Origin of the sequence: Vibrio penaeicida (assembly GCF_030689305.1) — a bacterium.
Lineage (GTDB): Bacteria > Pseudomonadota > Gammaproteobacteria > Enterobacterales > Vibrionaceae > Vibrio > Vibrio penaeicida_B.
On the sequence record NZ_JAUYVM010000012.1, the window covers coordinates 109363 to 129958 of the forward strand.

Annotated in this window: 19 protein-coding genes; 9 read left to right on the forward strand and 10 right to left on the reverse strand. The window is 44.1% G+C overall.

What is annotated here, in order from left to right; all coding sequences use genetic code 11:
- Nucleotides 1–174: 174 nt before the first annotated feature.
- Together Q8W40_RS18865 and Q8W40_RS18870 are read right to left on the reverse strand one after the other, a co-directional pair.
- Nucleotides 175–1437 carry an RNA polymerase sigma factor gene (locus tag Q8W40_RS18865; protein WP_305399368.1) on the reverse strand — a complete coding sequence of 421 codons (1263 nt, stop codon included), beginning with the start codon at nucleotides 1435–1437 and terminating at the stop codon, nucleotides 175–177.
- A 75-nt stretch (nucleotides 1438–1512) separates the two neighbouring features.
- A complete protein-coding gene (locus tag Q8W40_RS18870) occupies nucleotides 1513–2289 on the reverse strand; it encodes a UDP-2,3-diacylglucosamine diphosphatase (RefSeq protein ID WP_305399370.1) in 777 nt (258 codons plus the stop codon).
- Nucleotides 2290–2614: 325 nt separating this feature from the next.
- Here Q8W40_RS18870 and Q8W40_RS18875 point away from each other — a divergent pair, with 325 nt between their 5' ends.
- Nucleotides 2615–3085 (forward strand): hypothetical protein, encoded by a 471-nt coding sequence (locus Q8W40_RS18875; RefSeq protein WP_305399371.1) that lies wholly within the window; start codon nucleotides 2615–2617, stop codon nucleotides 3083–3085.
- A gap of 16 nt (nucleotides 3086–3101) precedes the next feature.
- Here the strand turns inward: Q8W40_RS18875 and Q8W40_RS18880 are convergent, their stop codons facing one another.
- The gene (locus Q8W40_RS18880; protein ID WP_305399373.1) at nucleotides 3102–3560 is read right to left on the reverse strand and encodes a hypothetical protein; all 459 of its coding nucleotides are present in this window, start codon (nucleotides 3558–3560) and stop codon (nucleotides 3102–3104) included.
- 322 nt (nucleotides 3561–3882) lie between these two features.
- Between Q8W40_RS18880 and Q8W40_RS18885 the strand changes: the two genes are divergently transcribed.
- The 4 genes from Q8W40_RS18885 (at nucleotide 3883) to pstB (ending at nucleotide 8552) form a co-directional block, all read left to right on the forward strand.
- Complete coding sequence (locus tag Q8W40_RS18885; RefSeq protein ID WP_305399375.1) at nucleotides 3883–4923, forward strand: PstS family phosphate ABC transporter substrate-binding protein; 1041 nt, start codon at nucleotides 3883–3885, stop codon at nucleotides 4921–4923.
- 56 nt (nucleotides 4924–4979) lie between these two features.
- The gene (gene pstC, locus Q8W40_RS18890; protein WP_305399377.1) at nucleotides 4980–6362 is read left to right on the forward strand and encodes a phosphate ABC transporter permease subunit PstC; all 1383 of its coding nucleotides are present in this window, start codon (nucleotides 4980–4982) and stop codon (nucleotides 6360–6362) included.
- The gene (pstA, locus tag Q8W40_RS18895) at nucleotides 6355–7659 is read left to right on the forward strand and encodes a phosphate ABC transporter permease PstA (protein WP_305399378.1); all 1305 of its coding nucleotides are present in this window, start codon (nucleotides 6355–6357) and stop codon (nucleotides 7657–7659) included. Before pstC ends, pstA begins: the two co-directional genes overlap by 8 nt.
- Nucleotides 7660–7799: 140 nt before the next feature.
- Nucleotides 7800–8552 carry a phosphate ABC transporter ATP-binding protein PstB gene (pstB, locus tag Q8W40_RS18900; protein ID WP_305399443.1) on the forward strand — a complete coding sequence of 251 codons (753 nt, stop codon included), beginning with the start codon at nucleotides 7800–7802 and terminating at the stop codon, nucleotides 8550–8552.
- Between the two features lie 162 nt (nucleotides 8553–8714).
- Here pstB and gntR read toward each other — a convergent pair whose 3' ends face one another.
- The 6 genes from gntR to Q8W40_RS18930 all read right to left on the reverse strand — a co-directional run bounded on the left by gntR (nucleotide 8715) and on the right by Q8W40_RS18930 (nucleotide 14892).
- Nucleotides 8715–9725: a gluconate operon transcriptional repressor GntR gene (gntR, locus tag Q8W40_RS18905; RefSeq protein WP_305399380.1), complete on the reverse strand. Its 1011-nt coding sequence runs from the start codon at nucleotides 9723–9725 to the stop codon at nucleotides 8715–8717.
- A 96-nt stretch (nucleotides 9726–9821) separates the two neighbouring features.
- Nucleotides 9822–11336 (reverse strand): NADP-dependent phosphogluconate dehydrogenase, encoded by a 1515-nt coding sequence (gene gndA, locus Q8W40_RS18910; RefSeq protein WP_305399382.1) that lies wholly within the window; start codon nucleotides 11334–11336, stop codon nucleotides 9822–9824.
- A complete protein-coding gene (locus Q8W40_RS18915) occupies nucleotides 11336–11842 on the reverse strand; it encodes a gluconokinase (protein ID WP_305399384.1) in 507 nt (168 codons plus the stop codon). The genes gndA and Q8W40_RS18915 overlap by 1 nt, the downstream gene beginning before the upstream one ends.
- 94 nt (nucleotides 11843–11936) lie before the next feature.
- Nucleotides 11937–13259, reverse strand: a complete 1323-nt coding sequence (locus Q8W40_RS18920; RefSeq protein ID WP_305399385.1) for a TRAP transporter large permease — start codon at nucleotides 13257–13259, stop codon at nucleotides 11937–11939.
- Nucleotides 13252–13803 (reverse strand): TRAP transporter small permease subunit, encoded by a 552-nt coding sequence (locus Q8W40_RS18925; protein WP_126609266.1) that lies wholly within the window; start codon nucleotides 13801–13803, stop codon nucleotides 13252–13254. The genes Q8W40_RS18920 and Q8W40_RS18925 overlap by 8 nt, the downstream gene beginning before the upstream one ends.
- Nucleotides 13804–13875: 72 nt before the next feature.
- Nucleotides 13876–14892 (reverse strand): TRAP transporter substrate-binding protein, encoded by a 1017-nt coding sequence (locus Q8W40_RS18930; RefSeq protein ID WP_305399387.1) that lies wholly within the window; start codon nucleotides 14890–14892, stop codon nucleotides 13876–13878.
- A gap of 267 nt (nucleotides 14893–15159) precedes the next feature.
- Here Q8W40_RS18930 and Q8W40_RS18935 point away from each other — a divergent pair, with 267 nt between their 5' ends.
- A complete protein-coding gene (locus Q8W40_RS18935) occupies nucleotides 15160–16653 on the forward strand; it encodes a sensor histidine kinase (protein WP_305399389.1) in 1494 nt (497 codons plus the stop codon).
- Between the two features lie 12 nt (nucleotides 16654–16665).
- Here the strand turns inward: Q8W40_RS18935 and Q8W40_RS18940 are convergent, their stop codons facing one another.
- On the reverse strand, nucleotides 16666–16953 hold the full coding sequence (locus tag Q8W40_RS18940; RefSeq protein WP_305399391.1) for a hypothetical protein: 288 nt from the start codon (nucleotides 16951–16953) through the stop codon (nucleotides 16666–16668).
- A 364-nt stretch (nucleotides 16954–17317) separates the two neighbouring features.
- Between Q8W40_RS18940 and Q8W40_RS18945 the strand changes: the two genes are divergently transcribed.
- The 3 genes from Q8W40_RS18945 to Q8W40_RS18955 all read left to right on the forward strand — a co-directional run bounded on the left by Q8W40_RS18945 (nucleotide 17318) and on the right by Q8W40_RS18955 (nucleotide 20424).
- Nucleotides 17318–18223 (forward strand): DUF808 domain-containing protein, encoded by a 906-nt coding sequence (locus Q8W40_RS18945; protein ID WP_305399393.1) that lies wholly within the window; start codon nucleotides 17318–17320, stop codon nucleotides 18221–18223.
- 305 nt (nucleotides 18224–18528) lie between these two features.
- Nucleotides 18529–19272, forward strand: coding sequence for a FadR/GntR family transcriptional regulator (locus tag Q8W40_RS18950; protein ID WP_101114387.1), 744 nt, complete (start codon nucleotides 18529–18531; stop codon nucleotides 19270–19272).
- An 84-nt stretch (nucleotides 19273–19356) separates the two neighbouring features.
- A complete protein-coding gene (locus tag Q8W40_RS18955; protein WP_305399395.1) occupies nucleotides 19357–20424 on the forward strand; it encodes an ABC transporter substrate-binding protein in 1068 nt (355 codons plus the stop codon).
- The last annotated feature ends 172 nt before the right edge of the window (nucleotides 20425–20596 follow it).

Consider the following 20596-nt stretch of genomic DNA (forward strand, 5'->3'; position numbering starts at 1 on the left):
CAGAGACAGTACCCAAATTGGTATCGAACAGCAGCCTAGGTTAACTGCCAACCTAGGCTTTTTTTGTATTTGTGAATTGATGATGTATTGGCAATTGGGTTCGGTATGGCGACTGAGTATTGGGATTAGGTGATTGCATATATCACTTCAAACGAATGTTATCTCTGAATTAAGTTAACCGCGTAAAAGGTGAGTGAGTTGTTGGTGCATCAATTTTTGCTCATGAGGTGTACCTCCTTTTTCACCCGATGCTTTTGCATACGCGAAGGCTTTTTCTTCATCACCCGTCATTGCATGTAAGTGCGCCATGGTGGCGTCTAACATATGTGTCTTGGACAGGAGGGGTGAACTCCCAAGTTGTGTCACCACTGCAATGGCTTGCTCTGAAAAACCTGCGTATCCAAGGGCAACGGCTAAATTGAGCCTAGCCACATCTGAATCGGTTTGTTCGACCAAGGATTTGTAAAGGCCAACAATATCCTTCCAGCACGTATCCTCAAATGTCTGGCTGGTGCAATGTTTCTCGGCTATCGCCGCTTCCAGAAAAAAGCGCCCTTCTAAAGAAGTTTGGGCTGCTTTTGCGATGGATAGCATTTTGCAGCCTGCGTCTATGTACTTAGCGTTCCATAGTTGACGGTTTTGTAGGTTTAAAGGGATCAGGGCATCGTGCTCATCTAGCCGTGTATCTATTCGCGCTATATGAAAATGCATCAGTGCAAACAGTGAAAGGGTTTCTTTATTAGGAAGAGTGGGGTGCTCTATCACCAACTTCATCAGCGCAATAGCATCCTGACACAATTCTTTGCGAATCGCTGATTTATGGTCGGAGCAATGAAAACCTTCGTTAAACAACAAATAAAGAACGGTATGAACGCGCTCGATAACCCGTTGGTAGTCTTCTTCATTGGGCAGTTGATCCGGTAAGGCTTTTAGTTGTTGTTTGGTTCTCAGTAAGCGTTTCTTAACGGTTTCTTCAGGCAACAACAAAGCGCTGGCTATAGAACGGTTATTAAAGCCACAGAGTGCTTTTAATATAAATGGAATTTGATTTTGTGGCTTAATGTCAGTGGTGCAGCAGAGAAAGATCATTCGTAGTTGTTCATCACGAATGTATGGTTCGTTAAATGACTCATCTACCGAGTGGCTCATGGTCCATTCACTCTCAAGTAAATCAGAAAGCTGCTCTGAAAGCTTGAGTTTATTCTTTTGAGATCGAATAACGTCAATGGCGCGATTCCGAGCGGTTTGAATGAGCCAAGCTTTCGGGTTGTCTGGCAGCCCTTTTTCGTGCCATTTAAGAAGTGCCGTATTGAACGCTTCGTGCATCATATCTTCTGCAAGATCAATATTGTGATTACCGAAAATACGGATCAACGAAGCCAGTATCTTGGGCGACTCAGCGCGATAAAGTGAGGATAGGGTGCTCTCTACGTTCATTCTCTAAGCTCAAGCATATTGGATTAACTATTAGTCTAGTTTATCAGAGCCTTAGTGCCATGAATGAGACCCGTTCTACGCTGCTTTTGGTATTTTGGAAACACTGGCTTGTTGCTTTGTCCAGTAGATCAGCTCCATGCTGGCATCGTGATGTTCTACAAATACCGTGCAGTTCTCAATCCAATCGCCGTCGTTAATGTATGTCATGTCGCCACGGTAGGCGATTTCAGGGTAGTGGATATGGCCACATATAATGCCGTTGTACCCATTCTTTTCTGCGTAGTTCAAACCCGCTTGCTGATAACGTGCAATGGCTTGGTTGGCTTTAGGTATCTTCTTTTTGATGTAATTAGAAAGCGAGAAATACTCCATGCCGCCCATGGTTCGAAATGTGTTGTACCAGCGATTGATAAACAGCAAGAGATCATAAAGCACATCGCCTAAAGTCGCTTGCCATTTACCAAGGCACACCTCTGAATCAAATTGATCGCCATGACAAACCAAGTAACGTTTTCCAGTTAATGTCACGTATTCAGCGTAAGGCAGAATCTCGACACCTGCGAAAAATTGCTTTAAGTAACGCCTCATCGCGGCATCATGGTTACCCGGAATATAGACAACACGAGTCCCACTTTGTTGAAGCTTAATGAGCCTATGGATCACTCTATGGTGGCTGGAAGGCCAAAACATACGTTTTCGAAGGGATTGTAGGTCAATGATGTCTCCAACAAGGTAGAGGGTATCGGCTTGGCAATTTCGAAGGAGGTCGAGGAGGTAATCCGCTTTGCAATCTTTAAACCCTAAATGAAGGTCTGAGATAAACATGCTTCTAACATCAAGTTTTTGCTTCATATTAACCTGCTTGAAGTCGTTACAACGTTTCTAGGTAATAACTTAGGAGGTACAAATGACAGTCTAGTTAATGATTGATGATGCTTTGTTTAAATGTCGATTTGTATCGAAGAACTGGGTATTGGTTACAACAACGGCTTTGCCTTTTAGGAAATTATGGCAAGATCTACAGTTGTGATTCCGCCACTGGTTATCAAGGAGCAACGGCAAGATGATCAAATACTTATTATGTATCACGTTGTTTATATGCAGTAGTTCTAAGGCTAGCATGCTTGAGTGGGGGGGAATGTGTTTACCTGAAAGCCACCTCTCACCTGGGACTGTTATGAATTTAAATACCAGCGACAAAAATTTCGATTCCAGTGATGGCTATGGTCCTTCGCTATATTTCGATGGCGATGAAATAGCGAAACATGTGCCAAAATTTCAGCATCAAGTTATCCGTCCAAATGGTAGTGCTGTGTTCGAAAACCTCATGATTAACCTCACACAGAGTAGTTTAGAAGTGCCCAAGCTTGGTAATAATCCACTAACGAAATCTAAAGAGGTAAAGTCTCTGTACTTCTATGAAGGCACTAGCCCTTATGATTGGCTTGCTTTTAAAAAGAAAGGTGGAAACTACGAATTCTGGGGGACATGTGATTCCGATGCTGGCAACGATTATACCTGTTTGCGTAGTGTGAAAATCAATGACATCTACGCCAATTATTATGTCAGTAACTACAACATTCGTCAGTACGAGCAAATAGAAGTCTTCTTAGAGGATTGGCTAGAATCGAACGAATGCAGTAAGTAGTGGGGTATATTGCTTCTTACTGATAAAGGTACAGAGAGAGTAAATAGTTCAGCTGCTCGTTAATTTGGTTCTCTGGATATGCTTCATCCTCAATGTTCCAAGGTATGAATTTTCGATGTCTTGGTAGTGCTTTTGTGTTAACGAGTGCGCTGGGTGAAAGAGCGATCAGATACTCGTAGTCTAAGTGGTTACACTGCTCAAGTTTGCGGGTTTCTATTCGAGTGAGGCTCTCCATATCTAATTCATTAAGAATGGTTTTGGTGGAATGTTTTGGTTCACAATATGACGCCGCATACACATCAAAAAAGCTCCCAGCTTTTTCGTGAAGGATAGAAGCTGCCAATCCAGACCAAGCGTTTTTACCATCGCACAGAAATAGAATACGAGGTTTACGCACGTTTTTGTTAACGCCCGGCGTCACGTCTTTCTGTGGGTTCATAACATCAAGTTCTAACCGACGGTTTGGCCTTTCCATAGCAAATCTCCACCTCATTTCTCTAAGCCATTCCCTTTTTGAATCTCACAACCCTAGACGTAAAATATCGAGATCCCTAAAAAATAATGACCAATTATTGACCGATCATTCACTTCTTTTTTCTGTCAAATCTAATTAATTAAAGTGTCAATAAGTTGTCATATAGCAATCCTAACGTCTTAGGCATGACCGCGAATTTTGCAGCTGCACAGGAAGTAACGCAGAGCGGGGTAAGTGGGTATACGTTAAATGTGCTCGTTAGAGCAAAACACTTTAAATCCAGATTTGGATCGCAACGTTTAAATCGACTTGGAGGTTGATTGTGAAATTGAAAGCTTTGATCGCGGCGAGCTGTGCCGCAGCAGCAGTATTTGGTGCAAGTCACGCAGCTGCAGCTTCGCGCGACTACATCAGCATCGTTGGTTCGTCCACTGTATACCCGTTTGCAACGGTGGTTGCTGAACGTTTTGGACGCACCAGTAAATTTTCTGTGCCAAAAATTGAATCAACTGGTTCAGGTGGTGGTTTGAAGTTGTTTTGTGCTGGAGTAGGAGAGAATACACCAGACATTACGAATGCATCACGTAAGATCAAGAGCTCTGAAATCAAGCTATGTTCAAAAAATGGTGTGAGTGAGATTGTTGAGATCAAAATTGGCTACGATGGCATCGCATTTGCGAACTCGAAGAAATCTCAGCAATTGGATCTCACGTTAAAAGATATCTACCTAGCGCTAGCGAAAGTTGTTCCAGACGGCAAAGGCAATTACATCGATAACCCTTATACAACGTGGAGCCAAGTTAACCCAGCGCTTCCGAATAGGAAAATTGAAGTGCTTGGTCCTCCACCAACATCCGGTACGCGCGACGCTTTTGTTGAACTCGCTATGGAAGGTGGCTGTAAGAAATTTGCCGATATTAAAGCACTTAAAAAATCAGACAAGAGTAAATACAAAGCGATTTGTCACGGTATACGTGAAGACGGTGTCTTCATTGAAGCGGGTGAGAACGACAACTTGATCGTTCAAAAACTGGAAGCAAATCCAGCGGCGTTTGGCATTTTCGGTTTCAGTTTTCTAGATCAAAACTCAGACAAGGTTCAAGGGTCGAAGATTGCTGGCGTATCCCCGACGTTTAATGCCATCGGTGACGGTTCTTACCCTGTGTCTCGCTCTCTATTCTTCTATGTTAAGAAAGCGCATCAGAATGTCATTCCTGGGCTAAAAGAATACGTTCGCGCGTTTACTTCAGAAGATGCCATTGGTGATGAAGGTTATCTAGCGGATCGTGGTTTGATTCCTTTGTCTGCAAGAGATTGGAAAGTGGTACGCAACGGAGCCATGGAATTGACTCCTAACCTGTAGTAACCCCATGCATGAGGAAGGAGCGATTCCTTCCTCCTTTTTCTGGGAGTCGTAGTATGGACACATCGACACTGGTTATTGTGCTACTCGCACTGACCGCAGTCGCGTTTTACTTAGCCAGACATCGTTCTTTGGCGGTAGCATCTCAATCTGGTGGGTTGAATAGCCTTCACTCAAGACCTGCTTATTATGGGTCCTACGCAGCAACTTTAGCTGCCGTACCTGCACTTATTCTTTTGGTTCTGTGGCAAACACTTGAACCGACGCTCATCTCCACATTAGTTATGGCACAAGTGCCATCTGAATTGGTAGCAAAAATAGGTTCAGAAAACTTGGCATTTAGCCAAGTTGTGAATATCGCCATTGGAATAACATCCACTGAAGATAATGTGTTACTAAGCGCTGCAGAATATTATCAACGCTTAAATTCAATAGGGAATACGTTGCGTGTTGTGGCGGTGTTGTCGGTCACGTTATTAGGGCTAGCTTATGGCTGGCGTGCTGTAAGACCAAAGCTTAAAGCTAGGAATCATGTAGAAAAAATATTGCAGATGTTCCTGCTGTTTTGCTCAACTCTGGCAATTCTAACAACGGCGGGCATCGTCTTATCGGTTCTTTTTGAAGCCATTCGCTTCTTCCAAATTATTCCTGCAACCGATTTTCTGTTTGGTTTGGAGTGGTCACCGCAAATAGCATTACGTGAAGATCAACAAGGGGCAAGCGGGGCATTTGGTGCCATTCCCTTATTTACAGGGACGCTAATGATATCGCTTATCGCGATGTGTATTGCTGCGCCCGTTGGGTTAATGAGTGCGATATATCTTGCGGAATACGCCGATGCGCGCGTCCGGAACATTGTGAAGCCTGTATTAGAAATCTTAGCTGGTATTCCTACTGTTGTTTATGGCTTTTTCGCTGCACTGACGGCTGCTCCTTTCATTCGCGATATAGCGCAAGGTATTGGCATCGATAGTTCGTCTTCCGAAAGTGCACTGGCCGCTGGTGTTGTTATGGGAGTCATGATCATCCCATTTGTGTCTTCATTATCGGATGATGTCATTACTGCGGTTCCGCAATCCCTTCGTGATGGATCACTGGGTTTAGGTGCAACAAAATCTGAAACCATTAAACATGTGGTCGTCCCTGCGGCTCTTCCAGGGGTTGTTGGTGGATTACTGTTAGCGGTATCTCGGGCAATTGGCGAAACCATGATTGTTGTTATGGCGGCAGGATTGTCTGCAAATTTAACCGCTAATCCACTGGATTCTGTCACGACTGTTACGGTTCAAATTGTCACGTTATTGGTTGGCGATCAGGAATTCGACAGCCCTAAAACATTGGCAGCATTTGCGCTGGGTTTAACCTTATTTGTGGTCACGCTGGCGCTGAACTTTGTGGCGTTAAGAATCGTGAAGAAGTATAGGGAACAATATGACTGATCAACTGCAACGACTCGCCAGCATAAAGAAAGAGCGAATTAAGTCTGGGCTTGCTAGCCGAATGGGCAAAGAGCGTCGTTTTAAAGCGTATGGAATTACGTCCATTCTGTTAGCGTTCAGTTTTCTATTCGTGCTGATATTTTCCATTGTTGGCGAAGGGTATACCGCGTTTTATACAACAGAAATTAAATTGGAAGTGACATTGTCACATGATAGGTTACGCATTGAAGATGGTGACTTGTCTGAAGACACGCTGTTCAACGCCAGCTATAGGAATGTTTTGCGAGACGCGATAAAAGTCGCGCTGCCAGACGTTGAGTCGAGAAAAGAGAGAAGGCAGTTATACCGATTTCTTTCTAACGGCGCAGAATACGACTTGAGAGACAAAGTGTTGGCGGATTCTTCTTTAGTCGGTCAAACCATTACATATTACGCACTCGCTGGCGACAACGTTAACCAGTTTAATAAGGGCAACATTGATGCAATGTTGCCAGAAGACGAACGTCAATTTAAAAACAAAGACATTGAATGGTTTAGTGAACTCAAAGGTCAAGGTCGCATCAACACGACGTTTAACACCAACTTTTTCACGAATGGCGATAGCCGCGATCCAGAACTGGCTGGGATATGGGGTGCGACAGTTGGCTCGTTCTTTACTCTACTTATTACGCTTTCGCTGAGTTTTCCTATAGGGATATCAGCAGCGATTTACTTAGAAGAGTTTGCTCCAAAAAACAGAATCACTGAACTGATTGAAGTCAACATCAATAACTTAGCGGCTGTGCCTTCGATTGTGTTTGGCTTACTCGGATTGGCTATCTTCCTCAATTTTGCCGATTTACCGCGGTCTGCCCCTTTGGTCGGAGGGTTAGTTCTCACGCTGATGACATTACCCACGATTATTATCTCTAGCCGTGCCGCAATAAAAGCCGTGCCTCCTTCTATTCGCGATGCCGCGTTAGGTGTAGGAGCATCAAAAATGCAAATGGTATTGCACCACGTTTTGCCCTTAGCGATGCCTGGGATGTTAACAGGAACCATTATAGGCATGGCGCAAGCCCTCGGCGAAACCGCGCCGTTGCTGATGATTGGTATGGTCGCGTTTATTGTGGACGTCCCATCAGGACCGCTGGATGCGGCAACCGCTTTACCAGTACAAATATATTTATGGGCGGAAAACCCCGAAAAAGGATTTGTCGAAAACACCTCTGGCGCAATTATGGTGCTGCTGGCGTTTCTGGCATTCATGAATGCATGCGCAGTTATCATGCGTAAACGCCTAGAGCGTCGTTGGTAGGAGAAAAGACGATGGTTTCAACAACACTAGATACAACATCAGGCGCAATGAACGGTTCGCACATGGAAAAGGCGACACCACCAGAACACGCTGCAGCGCCCGACAAAACAATAGGTATTCCACTGGTCGATAATCCAAGAATGGCAGCAAGAGATGTTCATGTAGATTATGAATTCGGTGCTAAGCCTGCGATAAGAGATGTGAATATTGATATTGCTGAGCGTGAAGTATTGGCGATGATAGGACCATCAGGTTGCGGTAAGTCGACCTTTCTGCGTTGTTTGAATCGTATGAACGATACGGTTCCTGGTTGCATGGTGAAAGGGTCGATAACGCTTGATGGAAGCAACATTTACGACAAAAGTGTCGAAACGGTAGAGTTACGTTCTCAGGTTGGGATGGTGTTTCAGCGTCCTAACCCATTTCCTAAGTCTATCTACGACAATGTCGCTTATGGGCTAAAAATTCACGGGTTAGTCGACGACAAAGATCAATTGGACGAATTGGTTCAGCAGTCGCTAGAACGTGCAGGGTTGTGGACAGAAATTAAAGATCGCTTAGATCAACCAGCCACAGGGCTCTCGGGAGGTCAGCAACAAAGGCTGTGTATTGCGAGAACTATTGCGATAGCACCTGAAGTGATTTTAATGGATGAGCCATGTTCTGCACTCGATCCTATCGCGACAGGCATTATTGAAGAGCTTATCGAAGAGCTAAAAACCAACTTCAGTATTGTTATTGTGACTCACTCGATGCAACAAGCGTCGCGTGTGTCTGATAGAACGGCGTATTTCCATCTTGGAAACTTAGTAGAAGTGAACACAACAGCGCGTGTTTTTGAGCAGCCAGAGCATATTTTAACGCAAGATTACATTGGTGGTCGCTTCGGATAACAGTGTCGTAATCGAGATACTGGGTATAATGGATAGCAATAAAGCAATAAAGCAATAAAGCAATAAAGCAATAAAGCACAAAAGGAGCTCCGGCTCCTTTTCTCATTCCATTTCGTTTATTTTAAGTTTTTTAGATTGCGTATTTTACTCAGCTAATGCGCTCTACAAGCTTTCCCCCGTATCCACCGAGTATTTCAGATCAATAACTTCATCAGTAATGGGTTCTCCATTAAGTCGTTTTAACAGTTCCGTTGCGGCGGTCACGCCAATTTCTTCACGAGGGGTAATAACAGTGGCTAACCTTGGGGTCATAACTTGGCTTATGTCGTGGCCATGAAAACCTGCAATGCCCATTTGTTCCGGTACTCGTATACCCAATCGAAGGCATTCATAAAATGCACCAATGGCTAAATCGTCATTGGTACAAAAAATGCCATCAATATCTGGATTATCCGCAATGGCTTTTTGGAGCAATTCTGCACCTAACGTAAATGAAGAAGCACTTTCTGTTTGCAGTTCGAGAGGGGGGAGCCCTGCGTTAGTCATGGCTTCGCGATAGCCTGCCATTTTCAATCGAGTACGTAAATCCATACGCGCCGCAAAGTAAGCGATGTTTTTTCTGCCAGATTGGATCATGGCTTCAGTCATTGATTTTGCAGCGGCGTGATTATCGAATCCAACGGCTTGGTGAAGTGGTTCAGAGGTGCTGTCCATGATTTCGATGACAGGAATAGCAGCCACTTCAAGCATCTTTTTTGCCCTTGGAGTGTGGACACTTTCCGATAAGATCATGGCATCCACATTGTACGAGAGAAGGGACGCAATATTCTTCTCTTCGATATCGGAACTGTAGCCATAGTGAGCAATCATGGTCTGGTAGCCTGCTGGTGCAGTGACTTGCTCGATGCCTCTAATCACTTCTGCAAAGACTTGGTTGGTTAATGAAGGTACGAGGACGCCAATGGCTTTGCTCTTTGCGTTAGACAAAATGTCAGGAGCCCGGTTAGGAATGTACCCCAGATCTTCAACGGCTTTCTGAATTTTTACACTCAAATTTTCGGATACCTGTGAAGGGTCACGAAGGCAACGGCTTACCGTCATCTTAGTCACTCCAACGAGGTCGGCGACATCTTGTAGCGTAGGGCGCTTTTTCTTCACTATACGGCTTTCCATAGAATTGTTACTGGTAACATTCTATGGAAAGCATCTTAAAAAAGCAGCGAATAATCGTAAATTATGTGAGAAATATCGGTGATAGAAAGAAATGTTTTAGGAGATTCGGACTTCTTCTTTGGAGTGGCTGTGCCACGTGGTGTGATATTTCTTATCCTCGGGTTCATCGGTACGTGAATAACCATGAGAACCAAAGTAGTCACGCTGAGCTTGCAGCAAATTTGCAGGTAACGTATCGCATTGAAGTGAATCGAAATAATTTAAACAAGATGCGATCACCGGAATAGGAACCCCTAATGAAACAGCACTCATCACGGATTTTCGCCAACCTTCTTGATTGTCTTGCAAAATCTTGTGTATCGAGCGATTTAAGAACAGGTGTTCCAGCTTAGATTGATCAAGACCTCCCTCAGCAAATGCAGCAGCGATAGGGTTTAACAAGTCCGCTCGAATAATACAGCCAGCGCGCCAAATTTGAGCAATCTCGGTAAAATTTAGATCCCAGTTTTGTTCTAAAGCCGTCACGCGCATCAAATCAAAGCCCTGTGCGTAGATACTGATTTTTGCGCAGTACATGGCGTCGTGAAGGTTATTGATGAACGTTTCACGCTTTACAGAACAGCTTTCATGAGCGGAAGGCTGACTAAGAATTTTAGGGGTGGGCTGCGTAGAGATGGACTGACGAAGCGTTTTTTGGACACTAAGTGTGCGGGCATAAACGGCTTCGGTTAAAGAAGGTGCAGGGCACCCAACTTGAAGGCTGTTTAACGCTGTCCAAAGCCCTGTTCCCTTTTGCTCCGCTTTATCGAGGACGATATCAACAAAAGGTTTACCGCTTTTGTCATCTTGGTGTTGCAAAACCTCCGCACTTACTTCTAAAAGGTAGCTGCTTAAAACACCTTGATTCCAACGTTCAAACACTTTGCCAATTTCGCTTGCGTTTAAATCCAAAGCATCACGCAGCAAATGGTACGCTTCGCAGATAAGCTGCATATCGGCGTATTCAATGCCGTTATGTACCATTTTGACGTAGTGCCCAGATCCAGCAGGACCAATGTATGCGCAGCAAGGGCTAGACGTTGTATTCTCTTTGGTTACGCTGTCACTGTATTTGGCAGAAATGGCTTCAAGTATCGGTTGTACCTTTTTCCAGTCTTCAACATTCCCACTTGGCATTAGTGAGGGACCAAATCGAGCACCCATTTCACCACCAGAAACAGCCGTTGTGAAAAATCGAACTCGCCCATTGTATTTGTCTTCTCGGCTAATTGAATCGGTCCATAAACTGTTTCCAGTGTCGATAACAATATCTTGTTCGGATAGCCCTGCTTCTAACAAGTCTTCGATAGCGTGATCAACCACATCACCAGCGGGAACCGATAAGATAACGATTCTCGGCCTCTGTGAACCTGAAATGATCGCTGACATTATCGATGCCGGAAAAAACTTTGCAGAGGTCGCTAGGTTCTCGGCTTCGCTATGAGCGCGCTGAACTAAGTTGGTATTGAGGTCGAATCCAATGACCGAGTAATCATTCTCTAACAGGTTTAGCGCAAGGCTTTTCCCCATAACACCTAAACCGACAACAGACACCGTTTTGATTTCATCCATCACGCTTGATTCTCCATAGCTCGGATACTGCACAGAGCGGAGGCGAGAACGTCTTCAACGTTGGCAGTGACATCGACCGTAATGGCTTCAGATGACAAAGGTTCAACCAACGTGTTGAACTGGCTTTCTAGCATTTGTTTGCCGTTAAAGTAGTGATTAGGGCGAGAACGGTGTCGAGACCATATAGTGTCGAAATCGCCTTTTAGGTAGACAATAGTGATGTCTTGAGCATTTTCTCTCAATATGTCGCGGTACTCTGGCTTGAGTGCAGAACATGCAATCACAATTCGGTCGTTATCAATAAACAGCGAATTCAGCCTATGCAGCCAACCCAACCTGTCTTGATCAGACAGCGGAACGCCATGCTGCATTTTTTCGATATTCTGGGCGGAATGGTAATCGTCGCCATCGAAAAACGGATACTTGAGCGCTAGGGCGAGCTTGCTTCCGATAAGGCTCTTACCACAACCTGAAACACCCATTACCAAAATTTTCTTATTATTCATGGAGCACTATTTCCTTTGTGCTGACGGATGTCGTCAGCACGTAAAAATCTTTACTAGATCAACCCAAAGGGCAACCTTACCTAAAATCAATTTGCTACTGCCACCACAACGCCAATTGAGGAAATACGATCACTAGAGTCAGCGCGAGTATTTGCAGAGCAATAAAGGGCAATAGGGAGGTGAATATTTCTCCCAAGCTAATGTCTTTTGGTGCCACCGACTTAAGATAAAATGCAGCAGGACCGAAGGGTGGAGAAAGAAACGATACTTGCATATTCAGACAGAAGACCACGCCAAACCAAATTGGGTCGTAACCAAGGCTTATAATGATAGGTACAAAGATTGGCATTGTAAGCAGCGCGACGCCAACCCAGTCGAGAAACATGCCAAGAACCAACAAAATGATCATCATAATGATGAGTGTTGCCGTTGGGCTACCGCCACTGAGTGATAAAATAGTTTCTTCTACGAAATCAATACCACCCATCAAGTTATAAACACCAACTAGGGCAGATGCGCCGATGCCGATCCACATGATCATGCCACAGGTTCGCATTGTTGCGATGGCACTTTCTTTTAGCATGGTCGCGTTCATTTCTTTGCGAATGACAGCACTCAGCATGATACCGACGACACCAAGAGCAGAGGCTTCTGTAACTGAAGCAACGCCCGTGTAGATACTGCCCAGTACAGTAGCAACAGACAACAATGGAAAGAACAGCGCTTTAAAATAGTTGGGCGACTCTGCTTGGTCTTGCGCAAGTTCTTCCTCGCTAGGCAATGGAGCTAGGCTGGGGTTGAGTTTACATCTAATTAACACATACAGAATGTAAAACGTTGCGAGCATGAATGCGGGCAGAAAAGACGCTTTAAATAAGTCTCCAATTGATACGCTAGCGGTTAAACCGTAAATGATAAGGACGATACTAGGAGGCAGCATCGTACCCAGGGCACCACCTGCACAGGTTGTGCCGATAGCGAGTTTTCGGTCGTAGCCTAGGCGCAGCATTTGAGGCAATGCGAGGATACCAAGAAGGACGGTTTCACCGCCAATAACGCCCGACATAGATGCCAACAGAACCGCAACAAATAGTGTTTGAACAGCAACACCGCCGCGAACTTTGCGCCCAACGGATTTCATGGCATCAAAGAGATCTCTAGCAATGCCCGAGCGATCAAGTAATGCCGCCATTAACACAAACATAGGGACGGCAAGGAAGATGTAGCCGTCGACGAAGCCGTACATTCTGCTCGTAACTAAAGGCAGTGCATCTACCCCAAACCAACCAAGGGTGAAAAACAACGCAACAAAGCCGGTAACAAACGCAAGCTGCATACCAGTGAGCAGCAAGCCGATCATTAACGCAAGCATGAGTAGGCTGCCCCAGCCAATGCCTATTGAAGATAAATCAAACATCCGTTTTCTTCCTTAGGTTGCGAATTTCGGCAATCAAGTGAAGTAAAAATTGCAAAGTCAGTACGCTCAGCGCAACAAAAATTGTTCCTTTCAGCAAGGCAGGGTAAGGAGGGTTCAAAGACGAACCTGAAGTTTCCAAACGAAATTCACCCCATGGCGTAAACCAAGCTTCTGCCGCCATTATGTAGGCTGCGTAAGCCATCATCGCTGCAAACGTTAATCCAACAATATGGTGGACAAGGTTTAAATACTTTCGGGTTTTGGGTGAAACATGATCATAAATAAGAACGACTCGAACATGCTTATCCAGTGCGAACGCGTACAAACCACCTATCACAAATAGTGAACCACCAATAAAAGATGCCGTCTCGTGTACCCATGTTGTCGGAGCGTTAAACACATAACGCATCAACACTTCATAAAATGAAATTGCGACGGTAAAGATAAACAAAAGGCTAAGTAAATTACCGAGTTTAACAATAAAGCGATCAAGTGCATTTTTAGGAGCGTCGTCACTTTGAGTGTCGGTAGAAGAATGTTTCATACAACTATTTATCCTTGAGACTCTGGCAGCTGCGCTGGTAATAATGCAGTGCAACTACCAGAAATCGATGCCTTAAAGTAGGCCGTTGTTTTCTAAGAAGCTGGTAACAGAGTCATAGACTTTTTGAGCGTTAGGCGAGCGCTCAGCGAATACTTTCCATTGGCTTTTCGCAATTTCACGGAATTTCTTACGTTCATCCGCAGACCAGTCGTGAATTGTGATTTTAGGATTGGCAGATGCTTCTTTCAGTGCAGCTTGATCAGCAATTTTAAGCTGTGTCGTTATGTCGTATGAAAGATCGCGTACCGATGTTTTAAGGATAGTTTGCAAGTCTTCTGGCATTTTTTTCCACGCTTTTTGGCTTACCGAAACGTCGATAAGTGGCAGTGAGTGGAAGCCAGGTTGAACGGGGTGGGTAGCGACATCGTTCATGCCTGCTTTTTGGTTCGTTGAAAATACCGTGTAATCGGCAGCATCAATAACGCCTTTGCTCAAGCCAGTAAATACTTCCGAGCCAGGTAGGTTAACCGGTGTTGCGCCCGCAGCAGCAAACACTTGTTGGACGAGCCCTTCAGGCGCGCGCAGCTTTAGCCCTTTCAAATCATCGACACCATCTAGGGGAACCTTAGATACAAACGCTTCAACGCCAGTCGTAGAGGCACCGACAAACTGAACGCCATAAGGGGCATACAGCTCTGTCATTAATTCATTGCCGCCGCCGTAGTTCATGTATTGGAGCAGTTGAGTGGTATCAGACCACGCACCGACCATGTTACCAATCAAACCAAACGCAGGATCTTTACCCGAGAAATACCCAGTCGCGGTGATATGGCCATCTAGGATGCCTATTTTGATCGCATTCAGGGTTTCGGTGTGTTTCACCACCGAACCAACAGGAAGAAGATCGATGTCGATCCGCCCGTTAGACATTTTTTCTACGCGTTCAACCCATTCTTGTTGAACCTGAAAGTTTTTATCTCCTGAAGGATCGGAAGATTGGATTTTTAATTTGAAGTCTGCAGCAAATGCGGAAGACGACAAAACAGCAGCAATTAGCGAAGGTACAAGTGTTTTCGATACAGTTTTCATTGAGGTTATCCCTGTTAAGTTTCACATCAACTCCGGTTTATTGTTGTAATGTTACCGGTAACGTTGTGATGGAAATGTTACCGGTAACTTAGAGTGATTGTCTTTGAAGTCGATCACATTGGTTAAAATTTAGCTCAAACCTATTGTTAGCCTATACTCAAATGAATGAATAGCGCTGAGCTGCTAAGGGAATATGCTGGATTTCAGAATAGATCGTGACGTAAACGGGTTATTAAATAGAGTTAAGCGAGTGACTTGAGACCAACTATGAGTATGTTACGCAATCGTAAAGACAGAATGTTAGCAGCATCAATATTCGTGCTTGCAATGCTTGTTGTGTTGGGTATTTGGGCGGCGAGTTCGCTGTTACAAATCAACAATAAAATAGAACGAACCATAGACTTGTCAGAAAGACGGTCCAACGCGATTCTTACTGCTACATCGGCAGTGAATTCACTGGAAACGGAGCTGGTTCGATTGGTGATTGAGAATGAACCAGGTTTGATCGAACTCGGTGTGTCTTCTTCTATAGAAACAAATGAGCTTCTAGAAGAATCGATTAGTAATTTAAGAGATCAGTTACCAAACAACGACGATGTGAAGTGGTTAGCCATTTTGACGAAGGAAATGGTACCGGAAAGAAACGAAATTATTGCACTGGCCAAACGTAATTCAGATGCCATCGCGTTTGACCTCATCGAGTATTTGTCACCCAAAATAACGGAAGTAAGTGAAATACTCGCAGTGCTTATTCAGCAAGATCAGAAACACATCAATGGATTGCTACGAGACTACCGAAATCGCGAATACACGACGTTGGCTATTACTGCATTGGCCGTTATTGCGGGTATAGCGATTCTTGTCTCACTCATTACTCGCTTAAGAAAAGCGTCTAAGAAGTTAGATCGTTTAAATTTGCAATTAGAGGAGCAGGTTGATCAGCGAACCAAGCAATTGGAAGAATCGTTTGATGATCTAACAGAAAATGTGTTTGCGCTAGAACAAGCACAAGCAAAGCTAGTGGAATCAGAGAAAATGGCGTCGTTAGGCGTACTTGTAAAGGGCGTTGCACACGAGCTGAATACGCCGATTGGTATTGGTATCACCTCTGCATCCCATATGAAAGAGAAAGTCATGAGCTTTGAAAAGCTGCTTTCCAGTGGAAAATTGTCGAAGAAAAGCTGCGAACAATTTATTGCCGATTCCCAATCTTGTTTGGAGATGGTGCAAGACAACCTAGAAAAATCGTCAGAGTTGATTCAATGCTTTAAGAAAATTGCGATTGAACATGAAAGTGTCCATGAAGATGCAGTTATGGTGTCGGAGCTTATCGAAGACATCGTCACGAATCACGATCTTACGTCTGAAGACAACGTAGAAATTGAACTTGAAGGGCAGTCGGGCATATCGGCGTTTGTTTTTAAAGAAGCGCTCCTAGATGTCATGAATAACCTAATTGAAAACGCGGTCCATCACTCTGATGAAACGACCAAAAAAGTCATTGAAATCGAAACTCAAGTCGTTGGCACCGACATAAGTATTGTGATTAAAGATAAAGGAAAAGGAATCGATGAAGAAAACTTAGCCAAAATCTTTGATCCTTTCTTTACAACCCAAAGAGGGCAAGGAAGAAATGGTTTAGGTCTTGCCGTTGTTTATAACCTTGTGACTCATTTACTCGACGGGAAAATAAACTGCAAAAGTCGACCTGGAGAAGGCACAACTTTTGAGGTTACGTTCCCGTACAAGCCTGCAATCTAAGTGCAACAGACCTTACCGAGAGAGCGCTTCTTTACTGACAAATAGTTTGTCGCCCAACTTAGTTTCTACCAGTACATAGCCTTTACTTGTGAAGTTTTTCAAAACCTCCACTTTTCTTTTCCGCTCAAGAACACGACAGCCATCGGGCAATTGCGCGTTCTTCTTTACCGCTTTTCTTTTCACGAATTTTTGCATTGAAGCGTTGGTTTCGCACACAACTCTGTTTTTCTGAATCGTTACATCTGCATAGGCAGCGGTGGATAAAGTAAGTGAGATGAGCAGTACAGCTATATTTTTCATGACGTTACCTATCGAATCAAAATTGCATATATAGTATATCGTACTATATATATGTGCAAGATCGAATTTACACCGATTTTGAGAATGACGAGAAAATGTTTCAATTTCGGGATTTCACCGTGTCTAACACGGCAAAAAACACAAAGTTGGTCCAAAATAAAACGGTAATAGTACGGTAACTGTTTGTTAATTAAGAAAACGCAATAGAAAAATAGATTCAAAAACTGATATTTTGAAGTGTAACAAAGTGTTATTATGTGTTTCTTAAAGTTTCAATTTGAACTTTGTTTTGACGTGGTAGAGAAGGCTCAAAGTTGGATCGCCGCGTATTCTATTAGATGTCGTTGCTATTCAGAAGGATTATATGGCTGGATTAAGTCTTTTAACGTTGTTGGATGATATTGCTACGGTTTTAGATGACGTCGCTGTGATGTCAAAAGTCGCTGCAAAGAAAACAGCTGGAGTTTTAGGGGACGATCTCGCCCTGAATGCTCAGCAAGTTTCGGGCGTTCGTGCTGACCGAGAAATCCCTGTAGTGTGGTCTGTTGCTAAAGGTTCGTTCAAAAATAAGCTCATATTGGTGCCATCAGCGCTGCTAATTAGTTCTATTGCTCCATGGTTGATTACGCCTCTTTTATTGGTGGGCGGGCTTTTTCTTTGCTTTGAAGGTACAGAAAAAGTGTTAGAGAAAATGTTTCACGTACAAGAGGAAGAAGAGGAGCCTGTTTCTGTCTCAGAGCATGTTGAAAACATAGAAGAGTACGAGAAAAAGAAAATTGCTGGTGCCATTCGTACCGATTTTATTTTGTCGGCAGAAATCATTGTGATTGCGTTAGGAACCGTACAAAACCAAGTATTTACCACTCAGGTATTGGTTGTGAGTGTGATTGCCTTACTGATGACAATCGGTGTTTATGGTTTGGTTGCTGGTATCGTAAAACTTGATGATCTTGGCTTCTATCTGCAAGAAAAAGGGCAGGGTGATGGGGTTATTATTGCACTTGGTGACGGTCTAGTCGCGTTTGCACCAAAACTCATGCACACGCTTACAATCGTTGGCACACTGGCAATGTTTTTGGTGGGCGGAGGTATAGTGGTTCATGGTGTTCCTGTGATCCATCACTTAATTGAAACCATCATTTCCTCCATCCCGTCTATCCCGTTTATAAACGGTTTTCTGCCGACTTTACTTAACGGTCTGGCTGGGTTCGTAGCTGGACTGATTGTGGTTTCTGTTATGGGAGCAGTAAGTTTCCTGAAGTCGAGGTAACAGATTGCTTTCTGTTGGGTGATCTCGTCCCTCCTCACTTCTTATTCAAAGTATCATAAAATTTCTCCAAACCTTTGCGCAGCTTATCTTGGCTGTGCTTTTTTTATTCAATACTCTCTCGTTGTATCACCTCCATAATGCGGATCTTGGTTACTCATCAAATCCCTTATTCTTTTTGCTTCAATCTTGAGAATGGCGTTTCAAGATTAAGAAGCGGCCATTCCGCGTATAAAATTCACTCGATTAAAAAATAAACAGATGCATTAATAATATCAACGTAAACATCAGATGTTTAAGGTCATCCTATGAATGAGCTTTCTTACTACAATTTGAAACAAATAGCAGGCTTAACCCCAAGTCTAGCCAGTCAAGTGGCGCGAGAGATAGGGCGCAGAGTGGTTTCAGGGCTATATAAGCCAGGCGATCTATTAGAAGAAGAAGGCGCATTGGCTGAGAGGTATCAGGTCAGCCGTTCTAGCGTGCGTGACGCGATTAAGATTTTAGTCGGCAAAGGGCTATTAGAGGTAAGAAGGGGGATCGGCACAAAAGTACGATCACGAAACGATTGGGGGCTGTTAGATGATGATGTATTGGCATGGTACCAAGCCACACCACCGACCGACGAATTTCTCGCACAGTTAATGGAAGTGCGGGTGATATTCGAACCTCAAGCCGCATTTTGGGCAGCCCAACGTGCGACAGAAGAAGATTTGCAAAACATTAAACACGCCATAGAAGCGATGGAAAAAGAAACCAGCTCTACGGAAGATTTCGTATTCGCTGACGCACAATTTCATCGCTCAATATTAAGAGCCACACACAATGAATTTTTAGGTGCTTTAGAAGGCATCATTTTTTCTGCACTCCTTAGCAGTATTCGAATGACCAATACCGACCCAAGAGAAAACGAATCGTCCATTCCCTTTCACCGTGAAGTATACGAACTGATCGCGAAAGGTGAAGGGGAAGAAGCGAAAAACCGAATGCTGAACTTGCTGGTGGATGCCAGTGATCGGCTTAAAGAAAGGTTAGACGGGAAATCTCAATGATCGACTAGGAAATAGAAACGGTTCGCTCTTCAAATCTAGAGCGATTGGGCTGTAACAAAGGGAAATGAACAGCAGGAGTAAAACATGATTAGGAACGTGAAAACAAAAGCGATGTTAACAATGGCGACCTTTGCGTCTGCCGTTGCGATGACCAGCACACCTGTACTGGCAGAAGATTTTGTCGCAATGCTACTACCAGAAAACGTGAATCCCCGTTGGGAAAGCCAAGACGCCCACTTTTTTGTGGAAGCGATGAAAAACATTTCGCCAGATACAAAAGTAGAAGTGTTTAACGCTAATAACGATACAGCCACCCAGCAGCGCCAAGCGGAGCAAGCTTTAACGCGTGGCGCGAAAGTATTGGTCGTTATTCCAATCGACGGAGAATCAGCAGCGATCATTGCCGACTCTGCTGCGGAATCGTCCGTACCTACTATCGCGTACGACCGAATGATTCATTCAGAAAACACCAGCTTTTGGATTCAAGCCTCTATGGAAAAAACGGGTGAATCACAAGCTCAACATATCGTCGATAACACCAGTAAAGGTGACACCTTAGTCATGTTGAAAGGTTCACCGACTGATCCGAATGCAGCGGTGATCTTTAAAGGGCAAATGAATGTGCTTCAACCTTTGTTTGATTCTGGCGAAAGAAAGCTGGGGTATGAAAACTGGACACAAGGTTGGGACCCCGCGATTGCTCGTCGCTCAATGGACCAAGCACTGACCAAGTTGGATAACAACGTTCAGGGTATTGTCTCTTCGAACGATGGTAATGCTGCTGCAGCGATCGCTTCACTTGAAGAACAAGGCATGTCGGGAAATGTTCCTGTCAGTGGTTTGGATGCGACAGTGCAAGCACTTCAGCTAATTTTGCTTGGGCAGCAAACGCAATCAGTATGGCGACCGTTCGACAAAATGGCGGGTGTGACGGCACAGGTTGTCGACAAACTTCTGAATGGTCAAAGCGTGGATTCACTGACATCAGGCACGGTTAAAAATGGCGTAGACGCGGATGTATCCTTCGTTCCTGTTGAACACTATTCCGTAGTGGGTGAAAACGGCGTGGCATACGTTATTGATAACGATCCTTCAATTGAAAAATCGGATGTGTGTCAGGGTGAAGCCGCTAAAACACGTTTCTGTCAGTAGATTTGTGATGCACAGATAGACTGGTGACATGTGAATAAGTTTTTGAATTGTAAATAAGTTTATTACGTGTCGATAAGGTCATTACGTGCAGACAAGGTTATGACGCGTAAATACTGTGCCGACGTCATCTAGTTGTCGGCACAGCGAATGAAAACATGGACGAAGAAAGGCA

What these genes read in the sequence shown, in the direction of transcription:
- Q8W40_RS18865 (WP_305399368.1), bottom strand. Translation starts at nt 1,437, where the DNA reads ATGAACGTAGAGAGCACCCTATCCTCACTTTATCGCGCTGAGTCGCCC.
- Q8W40_RS18870 (WP_305399370.1), bottom strand. Translation starts at nt 2,289, where the DNA reads ATGAAGCAAAAACTTGATGTTAGAAGCATGTTTATCTCAGACCTTCAT.
- Q8W40_RS18875 (WP_305399371.1), top strand. Translation starts at nt 2,615, where the DNA reads ATGAATTTAAATACCAGCGACAAAAATTTCGATTCCAGTGATGGCTAT.
- Q8W40_RS18880 (WP_305399373.1), bottom strand. Translation starts at nt 3,560, where the DNA reads ATGGAAAGGCCAAACCGTCGGTTAGAACTTGATGTTATGAACCCACAG.
- pstC (WP_305399377.1), top strand. Translation starts at nt 4,980, where the DNA reads ATGGACACATCGACACTGGTTATTGTGCTACTCGCACTGACCGCAGTC.
- pstA (WP_305399378.1), top strand. Translation starts at nt 6,355, where the DNA reads ATGACTGATCAACTGCAACGACTCGCCAGCATAAAGAAAGAGCGAATT.
- pstB (WP_305399443.1), top strand. Translation starts at nt 7,800, where the DNA reads ATGGCAGCAAGAGATGTTCATGTAGATTATGAATTCGGTGCTAAGCCT.
- gntR (WP_305399380.1), bottom strand. Translation starts at nt 9,725, where the DNA reads ATGGAAAGCCGTATAGTGAAGAAAAAGCGCCCTACGCTACAAGATGTC.
- gndA (WP_305399382.1), bottom strand. Translation starts at nt 11,336, where the DNA reads ATGGATGAAATCAAAACGGTGTCTGTTGTCGGTTTAGGTGTTATGGGG.
- Q8W40_RS18915 (WP_305399384.1), bottom strand. Translation starts at nt 11,842, where the DNA reads ATGAATAATAAGAAAATTTTGGTAATGGGTGTTTCAGGTTGTGGTAAG.
- Q8W40_RS18920 (WP_305399385.1), bottom strand. Translation starts at nt 13,259, where the DNA reads ATGTTTGATTTATCTTCAATAGGCATTGGCTGGGGCAGCCTACTCATG.
- Q8W40_RS18925 (WP_126609266.1), bottom strand. Translation starts at nt 13,803, where the DNA reads ATGAAACATTCTTCTACCGACACTCAAAGTGACGACGCTCCTAAAAAT.
- Q8W40_RS18930 (WP_305399387.1), bottom strand. Translation starts at nt 14,892, where the DNA reads ATGAAAACTGTATCGAAAACACTTGTACCTTCGCTAATTGCTGCTGTT.
- Q8W40_RS18935 (WP_305399389.1), top strand. Translation starts at nt 15,160, where the DNA reads ATGAGTATGTTACGCAATCGTAAAGACAGAATGTTAGCAGCATCAATA.
- Q8W40_RS18940 (WP_305399391.1), bottom strand. Translation starts at nt 16,953, where the DNA reads ATGAAAAATATAGCTGTACTGCTCATCTCACTTACTTTATCCACCGCT.
- Q8W40_RS18945 (WP_305399393.1), top strand. Translation starts at nt 17,318, where the DNA reads ATGGCTGGATTAAGTCTTTTAACGTTGTTGGATGATATTGCTACGGTT.
- Q8W40_RS18950 (WP_101114387.1), top strand. Translation starts at nt 18,529, where the DNA reads ATGAATGAGCTTTCTTACTACAATTTGAAACAAATAGCAGGCTTAACC.
- Q8W40_RS18955 (WP_305399395.1), top strand. Translation starts at nt 19,357, where the DNA reads ATGATTAGGAACGTGAAAACAAAAGCGATGTTAACAATGGCGACCTTT.